The organism is Micromonospora sp. 4G55 (genome assembly GCF_016803375.1).
Map to the genome: position 1 here is coordinate 1 of NZ_JAEVHN010000041.1, position 20,834 is coordinate 20,834.

20 protein-coding genes and 2 pseudogenes are annotated in these 20,834 nt (G+C 68.1%); 14 read left to right on the forward strand and 8 right to left on the reverse strand.

Annotation, left to right across the window (positions count from 1 at the left end; translation table 11 throughout):
• Window positions 1-15: 15 nt before the first annotated feature.
• A complete protein-coding gene (locus tag JNW89_RS06155) occupies window positions 16-906 on the reverse strand; it encodes an IS3 family transposase (RefSeq protein WP_238448085.1) in 891 nt (296 codons plus the stop codon).
• A gap of 271 nt (window positions 907-1,177) precedes the next feature.
• Here JNW89_RS06155 and JNW89_RS06160 point away from each other — a divergent pair, with 271 nt between their 5' ends.
• Window positions 1,178-2,266: an IS110 family transposase gene (locus JNW89_RS06160; RefSeq protein WP_238448086.1), complete on the forward strand. Its 1,089-nt coding sequence runs from the start codon at window positions 1,178-1,180 to the stop codon at window positions 2,264-2,266.
• A gap of 141 nt (window positions 2,267-2,407) precedes the next feature.
• Here the strand turns inward: JNW89_RS06160 and JNW89_RS06165 are convergent.
• From JNW89_RS06165 to JNW89_RS06175, 3 genes and pseudogenes are all read right to left on the reverse strand, one after another.
• Window positions 2,408-2,531: pseudogene (locus tag JNW89_RS06165) on the reverse strand (transposase); the annotation flags it as partial.
• Between the two features lie 420 nt (window positions 2,532-2,951).
• Window positions 2,952-3,290, reverse strand: a complete 339-nt coding sequence (locus JNW89_RS06170) for a PPC domain-containing DNA-binding protein (protein WP_238448088.1) — start codon at window positions 3,288-3,290, stop codon at window positions 2,952-2,954.
• Between the two features lie 9 nt (window positions 3,291-3,299).
• Complete coding sequence (locus JNW89_RS06175; protein ID WP_306344814.1) at window positions 3,300-4,583, reverse strand: helix-turn-helix domain-containing protein; 1,284 nt, start codon at window positions 4,581-4,583, stop codon at window positions 3,300-3,302.
• A gap of 591 nt (window positions 4,584-5,174) precedes the next feature.
• Between JNW89_RS06175 and JNW89_RS06180 the strand changes: the two genes are divergently transcribed.
• The 13 genes and pseudogenes from JNW89_RS06180 to JNW89_RS06235 all read left to right on the forward strand — a co-directional run bounded on the left by JNW89_RS06180 (window position 5,175) and on the right by JNW89_RS06235 (window position 15,662).
• Window positions 5,175-6,581 (forward strand): APC family permease, encoded by a 1,407-nt coding sequence (locus tag JNW89_RS06180; protein ID WP_238448102.1) that lies wholly within the window; start codon window positions 5,175-5,177, stop codon window positions 6,579-6,581.
• Window positions 6,578-7,590: pseudogene (locus JNW89_RS06185) on the forward strand (acetamidase/formamidase family protein). The gene JNW89_RS06180 and the pseudogene JNW89_RS06185 overlap by 4 nt, the downstream one beginning before the upstream one ends.
• Before the next feature lie 10 nt (window positions 7,591-7,600).
• Complete coding sequence (locus tag JNW89_RS06190; protein WP_238448090.1) at window positions 7,601-8,284, forward strand: GPP34 family phosphoprotein; 684 nt, start codon at window positions 7,601-7,603, stop codon at window positions 8,282-8,284.
• Window positions 8,285-8,306: 22 nt separating this feature from the next.
• Window positions 8,307-8,981 carry a GNAT family N-acetyltransferase gene (locus JNW89_RS06195; RefSeq protein WP_238448091.1) on the forward strand — a complete coding sequence of 225 codons (675 nt, stop codon included), beginning with the start codon at window positions 8,307-8,309 and terminating at the stop codon, window positions 8,979-8,981.
• Window positions 8,982-9,166: 185 nt separating this feature from the next.
• A complete protein-coding gene (locus JNW89_RS06200) occupies window positions 9,167-9,898 on the forward strand; it encodes a 50S ribosomal protein L11 methyltransferase (protein ID WP_238448092.1) in 732 nt (243 codons plus the stop codon).
• Window positions 9,895-10,053 (forward strand): FAD-dependent oxidoreductase, encoded by a 159-nt coding sequence (locus JNW89_RS06205; protein ID WP_238448093.1) that lies wholly within the window; start codon window positions 9,895-9,897, stop codon window positions 10,051-10,053. Before JNW89_RS06200 ends, JNW89_RS06205 begins: the two co-directional genes overlap by 4 nt.
• On the forward strand, window positions 10,047-11,303 hold the full coding sequence (locus tag JNW89_RS06210) for an FAD-binding oxidoreductase (RefSeq protein ID WP_238448094.1): 1,257 nt from the start codon (window positions 10,047-10,049) through the stop codon (window positions 11,301-11,303). The genes JNW89_RS06205 and JNW89_RS06210 overlap by 7 nt, the downstream gene beginning before the upstream one ends.
• Window positions 11,300-11,545, forward strand: coding sequence for an acyl carrier protein (locus JNW89_RS06215; protein ID WP_238448095.1), 246 nt, complete (start codon window positions 11,300-11,302; stop codon window positions 11,543-11,545). The genes JNW89_RS06210 and JNW89_RS06215 overlap by 4 nt, the downstream gene beginning before the upstream one ends.
• Entirely contained in the window at window positions 11,542-12,129 is a 588-nt protein-coding gene (locus JNW89_RS06220) for an acyltransferase (RefSeq protein ID WP_238448096.1), read from the forward strand. The genes JNW89_RS06215 and JNW89_RS06220 overlap by 4 nt, the downstream gene beginning before the upstream one ends.
• An 87-nt stretch (window positions 12,130-12,216) precedes the next feature.
• The gene (locus JNW89_RS36535) at window positions 12,217-13,161 is read left to right on the forward strand and encodes a UDP-N-acetylglucosamine 1-carboxyvinyltransferase (protein WP_255540468.1); all 945 of its coding nucleotides are present in this window, start codon (window positions 12,217-12,219) and stop codon (window positions 13,159-13,161) included.
• Window positions 13,068-13,487: a hypothetical protein gene (locus JNW89_RS36540; RefSeq protein ID WP_309139953.1), complete on the forward strand. Its 420-nt coding sequence runs from the start codon at window positions 13,068-13,070 to the stop codon at window positions 13,485-13,487. Before JNW89_RS36535 ends, JNW89_RS36540 begins: the two co-directional genes overlap by 94 nt.
• 64 nt (window positions 13,488-13,551) lie before the next feature.
• The gene (locus tag JNW89_RS06230) at window positions 13,552-14,613 is read left to right on the forward strand and encodes a DegT/DnrJ/EryC1/StrS aminotransferase family protein (RefSeq protein ID WP_238448097.1); all 1,062 of its coding nucleotides are present in this window, start codon (window positions 13,552-13,554) and stop codon (window positions 14,611-14,613) included.
• The gene (locus JNW89_RS06235) at window positions 14,610-15,662 is read left to right on the forward strand and encodes a Gfo/Idh/MocA family oxidoreductase (protein WP_309139954.1); all 1,053 of its coding nucleotides are present in this window, start codon (window positions 14,610-14,612) and stop codon (window positions 15,660-15,662) included. The genes JNW89_RS06230 and JNW89_RS06235 overlap by 4 nt, the downstream gene beginning before the upstream one ends.
• Here JNW89_RS06235 and JNW89_RS06240 read toward each other — a convergent pair.
• The 4 genes from JNW89_RS06240 to JNW89_RS06255 form a co-directional block, all read right to left on the reverse strand.
• The gene (locus JNW89_RS06240; RefSeq protein WP_238448098.1) at window positions 15,629-16,126 is read right to left on the reverse strand and encodes an NUDIX hydrolase; all 498 of its coding nucleotides are present in this window, start codon (window positions 16,124-16,126) and stop codon (window positions 15,629-15,631) included. The two genes, JNW89_RS06235 and JNW89_RS06240, sit on opposite strands and share 34 nt — an antisense overlap.
• Before the next feature lie 79 nt (window positions 16,127-16,205).
• A protein-coding gene (locus JNW89_RS06245) for an IS3 family transposase (RefSeq protein WP_238448099.1) occupies window positions 16,206-17,452 on the reverse strand; the annotation gives its coding sequence in 2 pieces (ribosomal slippage) (window positions 16,206-17,170 and window positions 17,170-17,452; 1,248 coding nt in all).
• 2,548 nt (window positions 17,453-20,000) lie between these two features.
• Window positions 20,001-20,540 carry a hypothetical protein gene (locus JNW89_RS06250; RefSeq protein WP_238448100.1) on the reverse strand — a complete coding sequence of 180 codons (540 nt, stop codon included), beginning with the start codon at window positions 20,538-20,540 and terminating at the stop codon, window positions 20,001-20,003.
• Between the two features lie 22 nt (window positions 20,541-20,562).
• Window positions 20,563-20,834 (reverse strand): transposase (locus JNW89_RS06255; RefSeq protein WP_238448101.1); only part of this gene is annotated, 272 nt, incomplete at its 5' end.

Sequence of the window (20,834 nt, forward strand, 5' to 3'; positions counted from 1 at the left end):
TCGTGGAGGGCTCCGTTATGCGGCCTGGGCCTCCAAGGCGCGGGTCTCTGATCGTTCATAGTCGATGGGTGAGCGCCAGTCGCAGACGGAGTGCCGGCGGCGCCGGTTGTAGAAGTCGGTGATCCAGGTCGCGATCTTCAGGCGGGCCTCGGTACGGGTGCGGAAGTGGCGGCGGTGCACGTACTCGACCTTGATGGTGGAGAAGGTGGCCTCGGCGACGGCGTTGTCGAAGCACGACCCGACCCGGCCCATCGATTGGCGTACCTTCCATCGGGCGCATGCCCGGGTGAAGTCGGCCGAGGTGTACTCGCTGCCCCTGTCGCTGTGAAAGATCACCCCTTCAACGTTGCCGCCGCTGGTGACGGCGGCCATGTTCAGCGCTGCGACGACCAGCCCAGCGTCGTGGTGGGCGCCCATCGCGTAGCCGAGGATGCGACGGGAGTACAGGTCGATGACGGTGGCCAGGTAGAGCTTGCCCTCGTCGGTGCGGATCTCGGTCATGTCGCCGCACCAGGCGACATCCGGCGCCGGTGCGGTGAACACCCGCTTGACCAGGTCCGGTGCGGCCGGACGTGTGCCCTGACGGGTCAGGCTCCGCCGGCGGCGCTTGATACGGGCAGCCAGGCCGCACTCGGCCGTGAGCTGCGCGATCGTGTTGTCGGAGACCTGCCAGCCCTGCTCGCGCAGCTCAATGCCGATGCGCGGGCTGCCGTAGGTGCCGCCCGAGTCATCGAAGACCTTCCTGACCGCGGCTGTCAGCCGGGCACGCCGATCATCGCGGGGCGTCGGCGGCCGGTCGCGCCACTTGTAGAACCACGACTCGGACACCCCCAACGCCCGGCAGGCCACCGCGTGCGGCACGTCATGCTCGGTCCTCTGGGAAGCGATGAACCCGGCCACGCTCACCGGCCCGTCGCTTCCTTGACCCACAGGACCACGGATCGCTTGAGGACTGTGAGGATGGACCGGTGCCGCCCGGCGGGCGGGGTTTGACCCAGCTTGAGACTGGCCCTGCCGGTGCCTTCGTGATGACCCGTCGACCTTGTCCCTGGGTGGCACCGACCCGACCCGGGCGTGGATGTGTCCCGATAGGGGCCTCGCCGATGGGCACCGTCACAGTCCTGACCACCACGTCCGGTCGACGTCGATCCCTGTTCCCGAGTGGAAGGATCTGGTGTTGCCCGCCGACGTCCCGACCAACGCCGCCACGATGGATGAGGAGATCATCCTCGGGGTGGACACGCACAACGACGCGCACGTCGCCGCCGTGATCACCGTGCTGGGCGCACTGGTGGACACCCGGGCGTTCCCGACCACCGCCGCCGGCTATACCGCGATGGTGGACTGGGCGCGCGGACACGGTCGGCTGCGCCGCGCGGGTGTGGAGGGAACCAGCTCCCACGGCACCGCGCTGACCCGGCACCTGCACCGCCAAGGGGTGCAGGTCATCGAGGTCAACCGGCCCGACCGGGCGGTGCGCCGACGCCGCGGCAAGACCGACGCCATCGACGCGGAGAACGCCGCCCGCGCGGTGCTGTCCGGGCAGGCCACCGGCCTGGCCAAGAGCGGCGACGGCGCCGTGGAGATGATCCGCATGTTCAAGATTGCCAAGGACTCGGCGGTCAAGGCCCGCACCCAGGCCATCAACCAGCTCAAGGCCGTGCTGGTGCGCGCCGACCCGACACTGCGGGAATCGCTGAGCGGTCTCGGCCGCGTCGCGCTGATCCGCCGCTGCGCAGCCCTACCCTCCACCACCGACTACAGCACCCACGCGGCGACCACCACGGTCCTACGCAGCCTGGCCCGCCGCGTCCTGGCCCTCACCGACGAAACCCGCGCCCTGCAACAACAGATGAGCAGCGCTATCGCCGCCTGCGCGCCGCAGCTGCTCGACCAGTACGGCGTCGGCCCCGACACCGCCGCGGCGCTACTCATCACCGCCGGCGACAACCCCGACCGGCTGACCAACCAGGCCGCGTTCGCCGCCCTCTGCGGCGTCAACCCCGTGGAAGCCTCCTCGGGCAAGACCACCCGTCGTCGGCTCAACCGCGGCGGCGACCGGCGCGCCAACAGCGCCCTCTACACCATCGTCCTGACCCGACTCGGCCGCGACCAACGCACCCGTGACTACGCCACCAAACGGGCACACGAGGGCAAATCAACGAAGGAGATCATCCGCTGCCTGAAGCGCTACGTCGCCCGACAGATCTTCCCCCTTATCACCGCAGCTCTGTCACCAGCGACAACGTCGATTCCCGCGACTTGACAAACATAGGGGCGTCATCACGCTCCATCGCCAGCTCCGCGTTCTCCCGCCGCAACCTGGCCAACTCCGCCCGCTCGTCCTCCGACAACTGCCCCGCAGCGGCCTCACCGCGAGTCTCACGGTCCTACTTCACCCAGTTGGCAAGGGTGCCGTCGTTGATGCCCAGGTCACGCGCGACCTGGGCGATCGACTTACCCGTCTCACGCACGATGCGCACCGCACCCGCCCGGAACTCCGGATCGAACTGGCGTCTCGTCTCAGCCATGAACCTCTATCCCTCAAGCTCTGGCCTCCACGCTACGAGGGGAATGGCAGGTCGGTGGCGCTCGGTCGATGCCGGATCGGCTAAACGGCCGGTCCTGCGTCCGTAGCCGCTCCACTGCCGTCGGACGATACTTGACCGCCCGAGAGGATCAGTCACCGTGGACACCGACCCCGGCGCGTACCCACACCCTCAGCCCCAGCCGCCGTATCCGCCGCAGCCCCCGTACCCGCCCCAATTGCCGAAAGCTCTGGCCACCGTCCCGCGTTGTGTAGGCGGGCGATGCTGAGCAGGCCCACGGCCTTGGCGCGGGGCTTGTGGTCGAAGCGAGCCCGTAGGCCGACCACGGCGGCCCTGCTACCCCGCCGGCAGTCGATGCCGCAAAGCCGGGTGCTGAGGGTGCCCGAGACACCGAGATGCCGATCATGCTGTGAGCGGGGCGATGTAGGCGTGGACGAAGAAGGTTTCGACCTTCGCCCAGTGGAGGTGACCCGCGAGCGCCATGTCACCCTCTCGACCGAGGGCGACGTGCACATGCACCTTGCCGTCGACGATCTCGCCCGTGCCGCTCAGCTCAAAAGGCTGGCGGTACTCGCTGAGGATGTCGGACTTCGGGTCGGTGGCGGGCATGTTACTGATCGCGCAGGCGTCAACGGCGCCGATGAGGGACACAATGGCGCCATTGGTGATGCCTTCTTCAGCGGCGCGGCGGGTCAGCGTCTCCATCACCTCTTCGCCAGGCTTCACAGCGAGGAGCTTCATGGGTACCTCCTAGATCATTAGCGGGTTGGTGCCGGCCAGAACAGCGGCATAGGCACGTAGATTCTCTCGAGACGTTTCGCGCGGTACCGCACTCATGACTGCCGCACGTGTGGCGCCGAATGCCATGTTGGGCAACGTGGCGAGCAGCAAGGCGCTGCACCATCGCGCGGCAGCGTCACGCGGATTGGTCAACTCCACCGTCAGCCGTTCAGCGGCCCAGGCTTCGCGTCCCGACGCCAACCCGGCGATCCTTCGGTCGACTCGTCCGTCTACCGATGCGGCGAGGTGAGCGGCCTCGTCCCACGACGCTTCGAGAACGCGGCTCGCGACGGCCGTCAGATAGAGATGCCGGGCTTCGTCGTCGCCGCGAATGGCCGAGATGGCAGCATCGCTCAGGTCCGGCGAACCGACCTTGGCGAGGATGCCAGCCGAATTCACTCGAAGTACAGCAGTCGGCCCTCGGTGCATCCATGCGGTCAAACCTCGACGGGCTTCGTCGTCGGCGGTCAACGCGCTGATCGTCAAGTCGATGGCGTGGCTCGTCTGTGCGGTGGCTAGCAGGTGGCCACTGCCTTGCGCGATGTCGCCGAACACCCGATGAGCTACGAGAACGTCCGTCAGGGATGGATCTGTGAAGCGGTAGGTGTTGTCAGGGGTCCGCATGACGTGGGGGTGCTGGTCCAGGTGACGCCGTACGCCCTCCGGGATCTGGGACCGGTGCAGTTCTCCCGCGCCGTGCTGCCAGAGGTCCCATGCGAACCTTTCCACCGCATCTCGGTCGTTGCTGAGCGCCCCGCCAGGGCTTGCGCCGCCCAACAGTCCGGTTGCCAGCGTCGCGCCGGCCGCCGCAATGAGTTTGCGTCGCTTCACCCTGTCCTCTCCCTCAGCCGGCTGGTTAGCCGTGATCGGCAATGCGAACCACAGCCGATCGGCTGGAACTCGCAATACCTCCGCCCACTGCACCAGTCGATCAAGGTGGGCGAGCGCCGGGCCGTTCTCGATCCGGCTTAGCTGAGCCTGCGTCAATCCCACCCATGAAGCAACGCGATCTTGAGAAATCGGGTGTCGGCCATGGTAGGGGTGCGTCCGCCAAGCCCGGATCACGCGGCCCATGTGCCGGCTCTGAAGAGCCTCACTCAGCACGACCTCATCCCAAAAATCGGGGGGAAACTTGGGAGCCGCGTGCAGGCGCTCTCGATCATGAGACAGACACGGAGCGCAACGCGTGCCGGTGTTGTCGCGGGCGAGACGAGTGCCGCAACGGCAGTACCGCTGCTTGTGAGTCGCAGTCATCGAGGCGTCCTTGTGTGACCACCGGCGTTGGGTCGCACGGTGGTGTGTTCCAAGGTTCTAACAGCTGAGCGGGCACCGTCATACCTGCGACGCATATCGACATCCGTTCTTGGTCATGCCACGTCCGTATGACCTTCGGCATCGTGTCGCTAACCATAAGTGACGAACAACTGAACGTCCCGGCAGCTTTCTGGCCGTCCGTGACCACGCCTCGGACACGGCTGGGCGAGGGACGGGCTACGTCGCAGAACCGGCCGCGCACTCGCTCAGCCGATTTCGTGCAGCACGCCCTCCCTGCCAATCAACGCCTGTGCCGAGCGTTCGCTCCATCCGAAACAGCTTGGGGATTCCATGACCACGGCGCTCAGCCCTCCAGCGGTGGTAGCCGCGTCCGGAGCCCCCGGGCTGCTCCACCCCATCCGAGGTGATTGCCGAGGACATCCCAGCCGGCGACCTCGACACAAGCAGTTGGGCGCTGACGGCGTGGACGCGAGCGGCAGTTCGGCACTCCAACAAGGGTGCGGAAACACCTCGATTGCGCCCCCGGCATCACCACTCAATCTCGATGAACAGCAAGAGAGAGGCCCTTGGATGCATCAGCAAGATGACCTAGCGCGCTACGGCTACCGGCAGGAGTTGGCCCGCCAGCTGCGGTTTCGTGACTTGATCGCATACGGCCTGGTTTACATGGTGCCGATCGCGCCGATGGCGATCTTCGGCTGCGTCTACACCAGCTCTGGTGGGATGGTGGCCCTGGCCTACGCGATCGGCGTAGTGGCGCTGGTGTTCACCGCGTTCTCGTACGCACAGATGGTCAAGGCGTTCCCGATGTCGGGCAGCGTCTACAACTACGCCGGCCGGGGGATCAGCGCCCCTGTGGGCTTCCTTGCCGGCTGGGTGATTCTGCTCGACTACGTCCTGGTGCCTGGGCTGCTGTACCTGGTGGCGTCGGTGGCGATGCACGCGACGGTGCCGTCGGTGCCAGTGTGGCTGTGGCTGGTCGGCTTCGTCGCTGTCAACACCATCGTCAACTCGGTGGGGATCCGGATGACTGCGGTCGTCACCCGGGTCATGCTCGTCGGCGAGTTGATCGTCCTGGCAGTGTTCCTGGCCGTCGCCGGCTGGGCCCTCGCGTCCGGGAAGGGCCGGTTCAGCTGGGAGGCGTTCTACAGCCCCGACACCTTTACCTGGTCCCTGGTGGCCGGGGCGGTGTCGATCGCGGTGTTGTCGTTCCTCGGCTTCGATGGCATCTCGATGCTGGCCGAGGAAACCAAGGGCGGGTCCCGGCAAATCGGCCGGGCCATGACCGCTGTCCTCGTCCTGGCGGGGGCGTTGTTCATCGTGCAGACGTGGCTGGCCGCGATGCTCGTCCCCGACCCGGACGCGCTGCTGGCCGGTGGAGACCCGAACGGCACCGCCTTCTACGACGCCGCCGCTGTGGCCGGCGGGGGTTGGCTGGCGACGCTGTGCGCGGTGGCGACGGCGATCGCGTGGGGCTTGCCGAACTCGATGGTCGCCCAGGTCGCCACCAGCCGGCTGCTCTACGCCATGGCCCGCGACCGGCAACTGCCCGCGTTCCTGGCGAAGGTGTCGATCCGCCGCAACGTCCCGATCAACGCCACCCTTCTCACCGGCGTGGTGTCCCTCGCCCTCGGCCTGTACATGACGACCCGCGCGGACGGGATCGCCCTCTTATCGTCGCTGATCAACTTCGGGGCGATGGTCGCCTTCCTCGTCCTGCACGTCTCCGTCGTCGCGCACCACCTCATCCGCCGCCGCAGCCGCAACTGGCGGGCCCACCTGGTGATGCCCGCCATCGGGTTCGCGATCCTCGCCTACGTCGTGGTCAACGCCAACATCGCCGCCCAGCGCCTCGGCCTGGCTTGGCTGGTCCTCGGCGTCCTCGTCCTCGCCGGCCTGTACCTGTCCGGCCGTCGGCCGGTGCTGTCGGGTCTGGCGCCCGCCCAGGCGCAGGCACGTGACATGGAGCGGGTGTGACTGCCATGGAAACGATCGCCTACCGTCCAGCCCGCGACGAGTTGGTCTACACCTTCGGCGGCAGGATGCCGGTGGCCCACGTTCGCTCCGGTGACGTGCTTCAGGTGTTCACCGAGGACTGCTTCGGCGGACTCGTCCGCGGGCCGGCGGACCTGCCCTCGCAGGTGTGCCGGATGCCCTACCTGAATCCGGTGTCCGGGCCGTTCCTTGTCGAGGACGCGAGCCGGGCGACACCCTCGCCATCCATCTCCTGTCGATCACGCCGGCCCGGGACTGGGGTGTGTCCTCGACGTTCCCGCATTTCGGGGCGCTGACCTCCACCTCCCACACGGCCACCCTGCAGCCGCCTCTCGAAGAGCGGGTGTGGGTATATGGGATCGACCGGCAGGCGGGGGCGGTGCGGTTCCAGGCGACGGTCAGCGACCACACCGTCGATCTGCCCCTGGATCCGATGATCGGCACGATCGGCGTCGCTCCGGGTGGCTTCGAGGCCCGTTCCACCATCGTCTCCGACACTCACGGCGGGAACCTCGACACCCCCGAGGTGCGGCCCGGCACCACCCTCTACCTCGGCGTGAACGTGCACGGGGCGATGCTCGCCCTCGGTGACGGCCACGCCCGCCAGGGCGAGGGCGAGGCCTGCGGTGTCGGCGTGGAGATCGCGACGAGCACCACCTTGATCGTCGAGGTCGTCAAGGGCGTCCCGACAGCGTGGCCACGGCTGGAAACCGACACCGAAATCATGTCGGTCGGGTGCGCCCGGCCTCTGGAGGATGCCTACCGGATCGCCCAGCACGATCTGGTCGGCTGGACGGGCCTGCTGACGGGCTTGGACACCCTGGACGCTTACCAGCTCGTGTCGCAGGCGGGTCGGGCGCCGATCGGCAATGTGTGCGACCCGAACTACACGGTCCTCGCCGCGGTCGACAAGGCGCTGCTCCCCGCGCCCGGTGCCGCCTATGGCGGGGTGCACGGCCGGTTGCGGCAGTGCGCGGCGGGGCTGCGGTAGGAGCCGGGTGATGACTACGTCGGTCCCGCAACTGCCATTGCGCGACGAGTTGTTCCTGCTCGGCCACGACGACGACACCGGCCAACCCCACATCCACCGACAGGCCCTCGCCCTCGGCATGGCCGGCGCGGTCCTGATCGACCTGTTCCTGGCCGGGCGGGTCATCCTCGACCCGCACGACGACACCCGCCCGGCCTCCCACCAGCGGCTGCGCCTGCGCATCCACCGGCCCGTCGGCGACCTCATCGCCGACACCGCCATCTCCTCGATCCGCTACGCCCACCCCGCTCCACCCCTGCCCGGGTGGCTGCGGGGGTTCGCCGACGACCTGTACGAACGAACCCGCGCCGGTCTCGTCGCCGCCGGGATCCTGAGACATACGACCCGTCGCCGCCTCGGCGGCCTCGTCCGCGCCGAGGTGTACCGGGCCTCAGACAGCAAGTGGGCGGTCGTCGCGCGGGCCCGGCTGCGGTATCTCGCCGCCGGCCGGGAGCAACCCGACAACCACACCGCTGCCCTCGCCGGGCTGGTCGCCGTCCTCGGCTTGGCCACCCATCTGTATCTCGACGACGACACCGACGCGCTGACGGCGCATCTGAAGACGATCGCTGACCAGCACCACCGCCCGGTGCGGGACATCACCGCCGCCGTCGACGCCACGGTCGGCGACCTCGCCACCGCCACCTACCGCTAACTGACCCGACAAGGAAGCCTCGATGGACGCAGATCCTCGTATCCGTGCCGCCCGCTGGGCAGACAAGGACCCTGTCGCCGCGCTGATCGCCGACGCCCTGCACCCCGGCGCGCTCGCCGCGTGGCTGGTGCCAGACCCGGCACAGCGGCGCCAGGTGCTGACCGACGTCCTCGCGATCTGGGTCGAGCACGCCATGTTCTACGGAGACATCCACGTCACCGACGACCTGACCACCGCCACCGTCGGGTTCCACCGCTACCGGGCCATCCCACCACCGGCCCACTACGGCAGCCGCCTGACCGAGGCCGCCGGCCCGCATGCCGACCGCTTTGACCTGCTCGACACGCTGCTGTCCGCGCAGCGGTCCACCGAACCGCACTACCACTTGGCGTTCCTCGCCGTGCACCCCGACGCCCAGCAGGCCGGGCGGGCGACGGCGATGCTCCGCCACCACCGCAGCCGACTCGACCGCACCGACCTGCCCTCCTGGACCGACACCACCACCGACGCCCAGCACCTGTACGCCCGGCACGGCTACACCCCGAGACCGTCCATCCCGCTGCCCGACGGTCCGGTCCTCTGCCCCATGCGCCGCAACCCCGACGGCCCCAGCGACATTTGGCCAGCCAATCGGGGCCACCGGCGGCAAGTCACCCGCGCGACCTGCGTGTCTAGCCATTCCGGCGCCAGCTCTTGACCATTCCGACGCGGCCGTACAAGCCCGCCACCCACGAAGGAGAAGGCATGAACGGTGCCCCACCAACCGAGAAATCCACAGGCAAAGCGACCCGCATCAGTCTCCCGGCCGGGGTCCGAGACGCGCTGTGCCGCCCTCGGCCGCTGCCGGCCGGCCGGGCATCCATGGATTGGATCCTTCGCGGCATGAAGCTCCGCATCGAGGCGGACGAAAGGGGCGAGGTCCTCGTCCCCACTGATGTGGGCATGTCTCTGCTGTCCGCGTTCAACCACGACCCGTCGATCAGTGTTGAGGGTGCCCGGGTGCTCGATGTCGGATGCGGGTCGGGCCTCTACACGGTCGCGATGCTGCTGGCCGGCGCTGCTCACGTGACCGCGCTTGACATCAACGCAGCCTGCACCCGAGTCGCGGTCGACAACCTCGCCCGCAACGGCATCGACCTCTCTCGGGTGACGGTAGAGGTGGCGGACCTGGCACGGTTGGAGATCACCCGCCCCTGGGATGTCGTGGTGTGCAATCCGCCCCACCTGCCGTCCGATCCTGCATACGCCATGGAGGATGGCATCGATACAGCACTGGTAGGCGGCTTGGACGGGCGCGCGATGTACGACGTGCTGCTCGCCCGCCTCGATGAGCTGCTGGCTCCCCGCGGCACGCTGCTGTTGACGCACTCGTCGCTGACCGACATCCAGCGCACCTGCCGGCAACTCGAGCAGGCCGGCTACCGGTGCCGGACGGTGCAGGTCTGCGAGCTGGACATTCCCCTGCGCCGCTACGCCGCACACCGCGACGTGCTGCTGTCCCGGCTGTACGCGCTGCGGTCCGCCGGGCGGGCCGCGTTCCGCGGTCTCCGCTTCGAGGTCCACACCATCGCCGCAACCCGTTCCTCGACCAACGAGAAAGCAGGCGAGTCATGAACGCCTCCATCAGCGACGTGACCGTCGTCGGCTCTGGGCTGCTCGGGCTGTCGGCGGCCTTCGAGTTGCTCGAACGCGGGTTGAGCGTGACCGTGATCGGACCCCGCACCGGCGGGCACGTCGGCAGGCATCCCGGGCCGCCGGGGCGATGCTGACCGTGTTCAGCGAGGTCGAGGCAAGCCACGACGTCGACCGGGTACGCGTCGAAGTCGGCGAGCGCCTCGCCGCCCGCAGCGGCTATGAGCAATGGCTGGACCGCCTGGCGGCCGCGAGCGGGAGAACGATCGCGTTGACGCCCGGGGTGTGGGTGATCGGCAACGGCTACGGCGCCGACGACACCACGCACCTCAAGGCCATCGCCGCAGCCGCCGAGCACCACGGCTACCAGGCTGAGTTCGCCGCGCCGGGTGAGGTTCCGGGACTGGCCCCGCAGGTTCGCGCCCACGACGCGCTCTGGCTGGCCGACGAAGCCAGCGTCAACCCGGTCGCGCTGATGGACGCGCTCACCACGGCCCTGCACACCAACCCGCAATGCCTGTGGCTCAACACCACCGCGACAACCGTGCACACCCACGGCACGTACATTGCCGTGGATGCGGCCGACGGCGGCACGGCCCTCGCGGCGCACGTCGTCCTGGCCGCCGGGGCCACCCTCACCGGGCTGTTGGACCCGCTGCTGGCCGAGGAGGTCGGCGCACCCCCGCTGCGGTCCGGGCGCGGCGTATCCCTGCTCGTGCGGGCGCCGTTCGCGCTGACCGCCGCGATACGCACCCCGAACCGGGGGTTCGCGTGCGGCAGCCACATGGTGCCCCGCGACGGACTGGTCTACCTGGGTGCCACGAACCGCCTGTCGACCGAACCCGACTACGGCCAAGGCGCGAGCCTGGACGAGATCGCCACCCTCATGCACGACGCGACCGCCGAGCTGAACACCACGCTGCGCGACGCCACGCTCGTCGACGTCCGGGTGGGGCACCGTCCCGTCACGCTCGACCACCTGCCACTGATCGGCCGTACCGGTCACCCGATGGTGCACTTGGCGACAGGCACCTACCGGTGCGGAGTGCTCCTCGCGCCGCACGCCGCCAAGATCGTTGCCGACGGCATCACCGCCCCGGGCAGCACCACCAGCCACGCGTTCAGCCCTCGCCGGACAATAAGGCTCCCCGAACTCGCGGACCTGATCACCGACTCCACCCGCGGCCTGGTGGACATGCTGTGCCAACCCGGCGGTAGCCTGCCGGCCGGTTCCCACCAGATGCTCGAACGGTTCTTGGGCGCCGCCCTGCACGAGATCGCCTCGGGCAACTCTCCGCGAGCCGTCGCGGTGCGGCGGCTGTGGCAACGCGCCCCGATGGCCGAGTGCCTGCCGCTGCTACTCGATGCCGCCGGACGGATCCGGTGAACCCGACCCACGAGACGGTCCAACACATTCTGGCGGAGATCAGCGGCCGGACGGCCGTCACGATCGACCCTGATGATTCGCTGTCCGACCTGGGCCTGGATTCCCTCGACCGGCTCGTGCTGGCCGTCCTGGTGCAACAACGCTGCCGGCGGATCCTGTCCGACGAAGCCCTGATCGGCCTCGTCACCGTCGCCGACCTGACTCGGCAGATCGAACCCCAGGAGAGCGGGAGCCCGACGTGACGGACACGGACACCCCGATGATCGAGGCCTCGGCCGAGGTCGCCCCGACAGCGCGCATCGGAGCCCGCACCCGCATCTGGCACCAGGCGCAGGTGACCGGTGATGTACGCATCGGCGCCGATTGCGTGCTCGGCAAGGGTGTCTACGTGTCGTCGGCCGCCCAAATCGGAGACCGTGTGAAGATCCAGAACGGCTGTGGAGTGTTCGGCGCCGTCCTTGAGGACGGCGTGATGCTCGCCCCCGGGGTGTACCTGCTGGAAGATCCGGCCCCGCGAGCGGTCGCGGCGAACGGGCAGCTCAAGGGCTGGCAGGACTGGCGGCGAGAACCGGTCACCGTCCGCCACGGCGCCACCATCGGCGCCAACGCCGTCGTCGCACCTGGCGTCACCGTCGGCCGCTACGCCATGGTCGCCATCGCCGCCGCCGTCCACCGCGACGTACCCGAGCACGGCTTGGTCGCTGGCAACCCCGCCCGGCAGGTCGGCCGGGTCTGCCAGTGCGGACACCGCCTCGACGACAACCTGGCCTGCCCGACCTGCGATCTGCGCTACCAGCAGCAGCCTCACGGATTGTCCCGGAAGTAGTAACCGGCGGGACCTACCGTCACCGCGCCCGCTGTCAGTACCAACGTCAGTGCGCCGCCTTCGGGCGCACTCCGGAGAGGAACCCGAATGCAAGAACTTCGCTACCACGTCCGCAGCGCCGGCCCGCTGCACGGCACCGCCGTTATCCAGGGCGCCAAGAACGCGGCCCTGCCGATGATCGCCGCCGCTCTGCTAGCCCCGCACGGACGGACCGTACTGCGCAACGTCCCCGCCATCACCGACGTGCAACGCGCCGTCGAGCTGGCCCGGCTCGTCGGCGCCCACGTCGAGTACCACCCCGCCGACCGACTCCTGGTCATCGACGCCGCCGACATGTCAAACCCGCGGCTGCCCGCCGAGCTGACCCAGCAGTTCCGCGGCAGCGTCCTCTTCCTCGCCCCCGTGCTCCACCGCTGCGGCGAGGTCATCTTCGAAGGCGCCGGCGGCTGCGCCCTCGGCACCCGAGGCCTGGACTTCCACTACCGCGGCCTGGCCCGCCTCGGCGCCCACATCGAGGAACGCGACACCACCATCCACATCAAGGGCAGCCACCTCCGCGGCGCCGACCTCTACCTCGACACGCCGTCGCACACCGGCACAGAAAACCTGATCATGGCTGCCGCCCTGACCCCGGGCCGCACCGTCATCGAAAACGCCGCCCTCGAACCCGAGGTACTCGACGTGGTCGCTCTACTCAGCGCCATGGGAGCGAAGATCCACGGCGCCGGAACCGGCCGCATCACCATCGACGGCGTCGACCATCTGCACGCCACCGAATACACGATCATGCCCGACCGCATCGACGCGGGCGTCTTCGCCATGGCAACCGCCATCACCGGCGGCGCAGTCACCCTCGTCGCGGCACCGTCCTCGACCACTTCGGCGTCGCCGCCCACAAGCTGCACCAGATGGGAACCGAGCTGGCAGCCTCCGGCGCCGTGCTCACCGTCGCCCGACCCGGACCGCTGCACCCCATCAACGTCATCACCGACACCCACCCCGGCTTCGCCACCGACCTGCAACCACCCCTGATGGCCCTCGCCACCCAAGCGCCCGGCAGCAGCTACTTCCGCGAACGCATCCACGACGCCCGCTACGCCCTCGTCGGCGAGATCACCAAACTCGGCGCCGACGTTACCGTCGACGGAGAGAAAGCCGTCGTCCACGGCGGCAAGTCCCTCCACGGCGCCGAGGTCATCGCACGCGACCTGCGCACCGGCATTGCTCTGGTGCTAGCCGGCATGGTCGCCGACGGCGAAACCGTCGTCACCAACGGGGCGATGATCGAACGAGGGCACGCCGACATCGTCGCCCGGCTCACCGCACTCGGCGCCGATATCCGCCGCGAACAGAGCTGACCCGCGCCGGGGTGGCGCCCTGGTCACGCCACCCCGGCGCATCCACTCGGAAGGCAAGACCCTCATGGGAATCACCATCCCCCTCACCCATCCGTACGTCGGCGACGCCGAGATCGCAGCGGTTGTCCGCGTCATGCGCAGCGGGCACCTCGTACAAGGCGCGCAAGTAGCAGCCTTTGAAGACGAGTTCACCGCCGTGGTCGGCAAACGGACGTGCGTGGCTGTCAGCTCCGGCACCTCCGCGCTGCACCTCGCGCTGCTCGCCTGCGGCATCGGGCCGGGCGATGAGGTGATCGTGCCGTCGTTCACCTTCGGCGCCACCGCCCACGCCGTCGTGCACGCCGGGGCCACCCCAGTGTTCGCCGACATCGCACCCGAGACGCTGACCCTCGACCCCGATGCCGTGTCCGCTGCCATCACCACTCGCACCGCCGCGATCGTGCCTGTGCACCTCTTCGGTCACCCCGCCGCCATGGACCGGCTCGTCGCGCTCGCCGCACGCCATCACCTGGCGCTCGTCGAGGACGCCGCCCAGGCGGCAGGCGCTGCCCTCGACGGAACGCCGATCGGATCCTTCGGCCACGCCGCAGCCTTCAGCTTCTACCCGACCAAGAACATGCACTCGATCGAAGGTGGCATGGTCGCCACCAGCGACATACAGACGGCGCAGAGGCTGCGGCTGCTGCGCAACCAGGGTCTGTCCGGCCGGTACGAGTACGAGGTGGTCGGCTACAACGCCCGCATGACCGACGTGGCCGCCGCCGTAGGCCGCACCCAACTGGCCTCCCTGGCATGGTGGACCGCCCGCAGACGAGCCAACGCCGCCTACCTGGACGACCACCTCCAAGGCGTCGCGACCCCGACTGTCGCACCCGGCGCTGACCCCGTGTATCACCAGTACGTCGTCCGTGCCGACAACCGTGACCTGCTGCGAGAACGCTTGGCAAGCGTGGGGATCCAGACTGGCGTGCACTATCCGCTGCCCGTACACCGCAGCCACGCGTACGCCCGGCCCTACGAGTTGCCGCACACCGAGCGAGCGGCTACCGAAGTGCTCTCCCTACCGGTCCACCCGCACCTCACCACCACCGAACTCGCCTACCTTGCCGAGCAGGTGAACACGTGACCGCGCCACTGAGAGCAGGCCTTGTCGGACTCGGAATGATGGGCCGCCACCACGCCCGCATCCTCCGCCAACTCCCCGGCGTCACCCTCGTCGCCGCCGCCGACCCCGCAGGAGACAAGCACCAGGCCGCGCAGAGCATCCCTGTGGTCGCCACCGTCGAGGAACTGTTGACACACCGGCTGAACTACTGCGTCGTCGCGGTTCCCACCGCCCACCACGCGTCCGTCGCGCTCACCCTCGCGCACGCCCGCATTCCCACGCTGATTGAGAAGCCCCTCGCTGCCGACCTGTCGACCGCTCTGGCACTGGCCCACGCCTTCGACCAGGCCGGCGTCGTCGCGGCGGTCGGACACGTCGAGCGCTACAACCCCGCCCTGCGCGCACTCCACGCACGGTTGGCCAATGGTGAACTCGGGACTCTTTACCAAGTCACCACTCGCCGGCAGGGACCCTTCCCGCCTCGCGTTCGTGACGTCGGCGTCGTCATGGACCTGGCCACGCATGACCTTGACATGACGGCCTGGGTCACCGGCCGGTCCTTCGTCTCCCTCGCTGCACGAACCGTCAGCCGCAGTGGGCGATTCCCCGAGGACGTCGCCGTGATCGTCGGTGAGCTGAGCGACGGCACCATCACCAATCACCTGGTCAACTGGCTGTCCCCGATGAAAGAACGCATCACCACCGCCACCGGCCCACACGGATGCTTTGTTGCCGACACCCTCCACGCCGACCTCACCTACTACGCCAACGGCTCTACCCGAATCCAGTGGCCCGCTGCAGAGGTCTTCCGGGGCGTCACCGAAGGCAACATCACCCGCTACGCCATCAGTAAGAAAGAACCCCTGCTCAGCGAGCACGAAGCGTTCCGCGACGCCGTGCGCGGCGCCGACACGCCCGTCGTCACCCTTCAGCAAGCAGCAGCCACCATCGCCGCAGCCGAAGCCGTCCTCGCCTCAGCGACAACGGGTAACGCGGTCACGCCGTGCCTGGTGCGCTCTCGACAGACAGGCGCCAATCAACGGCTGACCGCGAGTCCGTTTTCCAAATAGACCCCGCCCCCACGAGCCCGTGCCGCCAGGGCCTGCACGACTCGCTGAGCCAATCGGGGGATCAAGACCTGCCCAAGGGCTGCAGGTTCGATGAACCTCATCCGATCCAGCTCCTCCGAGCGCAGTCGGATCGAGTCGATCTGCTCGGGGCCGAGGACCCCGCCGTCGAACACGAACATCAACCCGCCGTCCCACGGAGGGCTCGGTGGCACCCAATCCACGCAGAGCAAATCACCAACGGAGAGACCCAAGCCGAGCTCTTCCTCAATCTCCCGCTCGCAGGCCTGCAACGGCGACTCGCCAGGTTCCAGCATCCCACCAGGAACCTCCCAGACATCCTTGTACGTCGGATGCACCACGAGCACCCGACCCGCGCCGTCAAGCAGAACGGCACCTGCTGCCGCCCGTACCCGCGTCACGTTCGCGATGTACTCCAGATCGGGGTCAATGGCTACGTCAGTCATCAAGCGACCCTATGTGCCTAGCCCTTCTCACACGCCGGGATCGGGGGTTTCCTGAACCGCCCCGGGTTCTGTGGAGACCTCAGCTGTTGACTCCAACCACCTCGCGGGGCTGGGGTTGAGCGTAGAACATCGATTCGTGTTCGGTGGGTGGGTCGTGCCCGATGGCGGAGTGCAGGCGCTGGTTGTTGTACCAGTCGACCCACTCGGCGGTGGCCAGTTCGATCTGGGCGAGACTGCGCCAGGGACCTCGGGGCTTGATCAGCTCGGTCTTGTAGAGGCCGATGGTGGACTCCATCAGCGCGTTGTCCAGGGCGTCACCGACGCTGCCGATCGAGGCGTCGATACCGGCATCGAGCAGGTGGGTGGTGAACCGGAACGACGTGTACTGACTGCCCGCATCGCTGTGGTGCACCAGGCCCGCCCTGACCGGTTGCCCGGCGCGGTCTCGGCGCCACAGCCCCATGTCCAGGGCGGCCAGGACCAGCGGGGTGCGTTTGTTCGTCGCCGCGGACCAACCCACGATCGCCCGGGAGTAGACGTCGACGACGAACGCGACGTAGACGACGCCGGACCAGGCGGCGATGTGGGTGAAGTCCGCGACCCAGCACCGGTTCGGCCGGGCTGCGGTGAAGTCCCGGTTGAGCAGGTCAGTGGCCCGTTCATGCCCAGGATCGACTGTGGTGGTGCGGATCTTCTTGCCACGCACGACGCCGGCCAGGCCGGCGTCACGCATCAACCGCTCGACCGTGCACCGGGCCGTCGGGTGACCGCGGCGGCGCAGCTCGTGCCAGATCTTGCGGGCACCGTAGACGCCGTAGTTCGCGGCGTGGATCTCGCGGATACGGTCGGTCAGCTGCGCATCACGCACCTGCCGCTTCGACGGCGGACGCTTCGTGGCCGCCCAGTAGCCGCTCGGGGTGATCTGCAGCCCGTGCTGGCGCAGCACGCGACAGATCGGCTCGACTCCGCCGAAGCGGTCCCGATGCTCGTCGACGAACGTCACGAGCGTGTCGTAGGCCGGTCGAGCTCGGCCGCGAAGAAAGCCGACGCGGCCTTCAAGATCTCATTCGCCCGCCGCAGCTCGGCGTTCTCCCGCCGCAGCCGCTTCAGCTCCGCCGACTCCTCCGACGTGACCCCGGGCCGTCGCCCATCGTCGACCTGCGCCTGACGGACCCACTTGCGCAACGTCTCGGCCGTGCCGATCCCCAGCCGCGCCGCCACCGCCGTGATCGCCGCCCAGTCCGACTCGTAGTTCGGCGGCACCTCCGCGACCATCCGCACCGCCCGCTCACGCAGCTCCTGCGGATACGGCTTCGTTCCTGCCATCTCTCGATCCTTCCCAAGCGGGGAATTCTCTACAAGATCCGGGGCGGTTCAGGTTGGTGGCTGGTCCACCGTCGGCCCGAGGTTGACGACGACCTGATCCGCGTTCCCGATCGCGTGGCCCGTCAGCGCGGGTCCAGGGAGTAGTCGGGCTGGCGCTTCGGAGAGCAAGCTACGTGACGTGACAGCAGCTCCACTGCGTTCGGACGACGTCCGGGTCTCTTCAGCCTCGGCCTGGCGGCCCGCGCCCCCGACCCCCGCCGGGGGATACGGAGGCAAGTTGTCGATGGTCGCCGGGCAGTACCTGATAGACGCGGCATACAGGTGTAGCCAGGCAACGGTTGGCGTCCGCGACCGGGCATCGGCGACCCTTGCGCTGCTTCCTTGCTGCCTCGCAAGCGCTGCACACGATCTCTGCTGGTGATGGGAGGGCGACTGGATTCAGTCACCCTCCCTTCAGGCCACGGTGTTAGCGATGGATCAGTTGCGAGATTGCGAGTACCAGAGCTGCTATCGCGGTCAAGGACGCCTCAAGGGCGCTCAGCAGGGCCACCCATTCAGCATGCGACCACCGCTTCCGCTCGCTCTTGCGCTGGCTGCGCTCATCCTTGCGCCGTTTCGGCCGAAGCCTCTTGCGCCTAACCTTCGTTACGGTCATTAGACCTGCGCTCCTACCTAGGTGTCAGTGCAGGTTGGGGGCGGCACCCCGGGCCCGCGAAGCCATCGGTGCCGCCCCTTCCCATGCGCGCGGTTGCCCGCTCACTCACAAACGACCCAGTCGACGTGAGGACACACGTCTCCTTGTTCTGGTTTGAGGCGCAGCTGTGCGACAAAATCTGCCCTATTTATAACTCTTTGTCCGTTCACGACGGACAGGTTGTGCGACCGCCCGCGTTCTGCAATTTGCAAACGGCAAGCGATTTGGGCGGTTTGATGCGGTCTGGTCATGCCTCACTGTCAGCAACCGGGCCACCTTGTGCGACGTGGAGGGGCTGAAGTAGTCCCGTGGATAGCACTGAGACGAAGATCACAACCCCCTAAGCAGTTTCTGTCGCCTCAGCTTTTGGTGTCGGGATGGTTACAGGCGGTATCACGCGCCCTTGATCCACTTCGAGACCTTCCGCCCTCGCCACCCCTCGATCTAAGCCGTTGGCGGGTTGGGGACCCCTGCCACGGGCCACGCCCCTACCCTCGTCGCATGAGTTCTCAAGCCGTAAGCGCAGCGGTCGCCGTTGCAGCGTTCGCTCTTGGGGTCCATCAACCTGTGGTACTCGGTCCTCCAACCCTGGTGGCGGAACCGGATCGCGCAGCCAGACGCGAAGCTAGAGCTTCTTGCTTGCGAGACTCGGCATGGCTGGGATGAGGACGAGCGTGTGGTTGTCACCAACCATGGGCCCGGAACCGTGAAGGATCTCCAAGCTCGGAACCCCGGCCATCCTGGAGCCGGAGCGCCCCCGCCGGAGGCGCCCTAACCGTGGCCCGGCGACCGCCGCCAGCTCGCCGACGCGGCCGGCGTCCGCTCTCCTACGCCGCGCGGGTACTGGCCGCGGGGCCCGGTCGGCTGCCGGCTCACCACCTCACCGGTCAACGGTCTGTCGTTCTGCGGCGGCCCTCCGGGCTTCCCGCTGTCCGCGCCAGCCGCCGGGCGTTAGGCGTGACGGCCGCAGAGCGACAGCGGCAGCGGCCGGCGCGCGCCCAGGCGGCGGCGCGTGCGGCCCGTCTAGACGGTATGACCAGCCCGGTTGACCGGGCCGGGGCCTCACTCGCAAGTTGACGTGGGCCGCACCGGCCGGCAACCTGTCGCGCCCCCGCCGCCTGAACGAGCGGAACTGGTGGTAGCGCTCGGAACGTGCTCGGTGAGTCATGGGTAGGCCCGGGTAGCTCTGGTCATTGTCGGGCAGCGGTGGGTACCAGGCGTTGCCAGGCGATGATCGCATGCTCGGTGTGTGCTCCGCCGGTCGGAGCAACGGCGGCTGCCAGCGGTGCGCACGGGTGAGCACTCCTGGGCACTCGTGGCTATCCGCTGGCAGGTAAGCTGGGCCATCGCGCCCTCGTAGCTCAGGGGATAGAGCATCGGTTTCCTAAGACGGTGCTCTATCTGCATCCGCAGGCTCATTACCTGCGGTTTCCCCTTTTGGTTCCTTTGTTTTCCGGTCGCACCTGCGCGTTGCTGTGCTCGCTTGCCGAAGATCGGCAGAAGGAACGTCAGCCCTGCTCAGATCACACTCCGGGTGGTTCGGGTGTGTCTAGTGATCGGAGGCCATCATCGGTGTCCGCCATGCGCGTGGTGCGGTGGTAGAGAACCGTTTCGCGGAGTGATGCGTCCTAACTTTGGTCGATGGACGTGGACGATGACCAGTTGTTGCGCCTCATCGGTGAGGGTGACCGCAGGGCGTTCGACGTGCTGCACGCGCGCAACGCGTCATCGTTTGGTGCTAACTCTCCGTCGCCTATCAGGCTGACAGGCCACGTCGGCGTGCGATTAGACGTTGCTCCACAGCAGGTCGTCGATGCGAGGTGCTATCCGCTTTGAGAGCCCTCGCCCCGCCCGTCAGCGAGCGAGCCGGGATGCCTCGGCGATCGAGTGCCGGCCGGTGACGACGAATCCGTGACTGTCAGCGCTGCCGAGGAGTGCCCCGGTGTAGGGGCATCCCGGGTTACAGTCTGCTTCATTGCGGTCGAGCGTGCCGGTAGCGAAGTGATGCAGGTGGGCGCCGACGTCACCGATGCCGTTGGGAGCGATGACTGCGGTAAGCAGTTGGAGTGTCTCGTTGGCGGCGGCGGCCATGGAGAAGGCGAAAACGTTTTCGTTGCGGCGTAGCGGATGGTCGCGGTGGAGGCCGGCAATGTAGGACGGGTTGTCGAGTTGGCCGGTGCGTTCGAGGGAGACATCGGCCGGATCGTATTGTCCGAGGCATTCCAGGCAGGCGCGGCCGGGCGCTGCCATGTGTGCGCGCCATTCGGCCCCGCGCATTCTATGGCCGTCGCTGCGGATGAGGATGCCGCCGTCGATGACTGGAATGAGGTGGGCGTAGGCGGCGAGATTGAGTACGGCGCGTGGCCAGGGCCGGTCGACGCAGCTGAACAGCACGTCACAGATGCCCCTATGGATGTCAAGCGGTTGAGCGTTGGCTGGTGTGGCTCGTTGTCTGGACGATGAGTTCGTAGAGTTCCCTGGCGACGTAGCGTTTGAGGCAGCGGATCGCTTCGCGTCGGGTTTTGCCCTCGGAGACGCGCCGGTCGATGTAGGCGCGGGTGCGAACGTCCCAGCGAAGTCGGGCGATGACGATGATGTAGAGGGCGGAGTTCGCTTGGCGGTCGCCGCCTCGGTTGAGGCGGCGCCGTTGGGTCTTGCCGGAGGACATCTCGATCGGGCTGGCTCCGC

Bases quoted from the DNA above. Each gene is read 5' to 3' on its own strand.
- JNW89_RS06170 (WP_238448088.1), bottom strand. From the start codon at position 3,290: ATGAAGCTCCTCGCTGTGAAGCCTGGCGAAGAGGTGATGGAGACGCTG.
- JNW89_RS06175 (WP_306344814.1), bottom strand. From the start codon at position 4,583: ATGACTGCGACTCACAAGCAGCGGTACTGCCGTTGCGGCACTCGTCTC.
- JNW89_RS06180 (WP_238448102.1), top strand. From the start codon at position 5,175: ATGCATCAGCAAGATGACCTAGCGCGCTACGGCTACCGGCAGGAGTTG.
- JNW89_RS06190 (WP_238448090.1), top strand. From the start codon at position 7,601: ATGACTACGTCGGTCCCGCAACTGCCATTGCGCGACGAGTTGTTCCTG.
- JNW89_RS06195 (WP_238448091.1), top strand. From the start codon at position 8,307: ATGGACGCAGATCCTCGTATCCGTGCCGCCCGCTGGGCAGACAAGGAC.
- JNW89_RS06200 (WP_238448092.1), top strand. From the start codon at position 9,167: ATGAAGCTCCGCATCGAGGCGGACGAAAGGGGCGAGGTCCTCGTCCCC.
- JNW89_RS06205 (WP_238448093.1), top strand. From the start codon at position 9,895: ATGAACGCCTCCATCAGCGACGTGACCGTCGTCGGCTCTGGGCTGCTC.
- JNW89_RS06210 (WP_238448094.1), top strand. From the start codon at position 10,047: ATGCTGACCGTGTTCAGCGAGGTCGAGGCAAGCCACGACGTCGACCGG.
- JNW89_RS36535 (WP_255540468.1), top strand. From the start codon at position 12,217: ATGCAAGAACTTCGCTACCACGTCCGCAGCGCCGGCCCGCTGCACGGC.
- JNW89_RS06230 (WP_238448097.1), top strand. From the start codon at position 13,552: ATGGGAATCACCATCCCCCTCACCCATCCGTACGTCGGCGACGCCGAG.
- JNW89_RS06240 (WP_238448098.1), bottom strand. From the start codon at position 16,126: ATGACTGACGTAGCCATTGACCCCGATCTGGAGTACATCGCGAACGTG.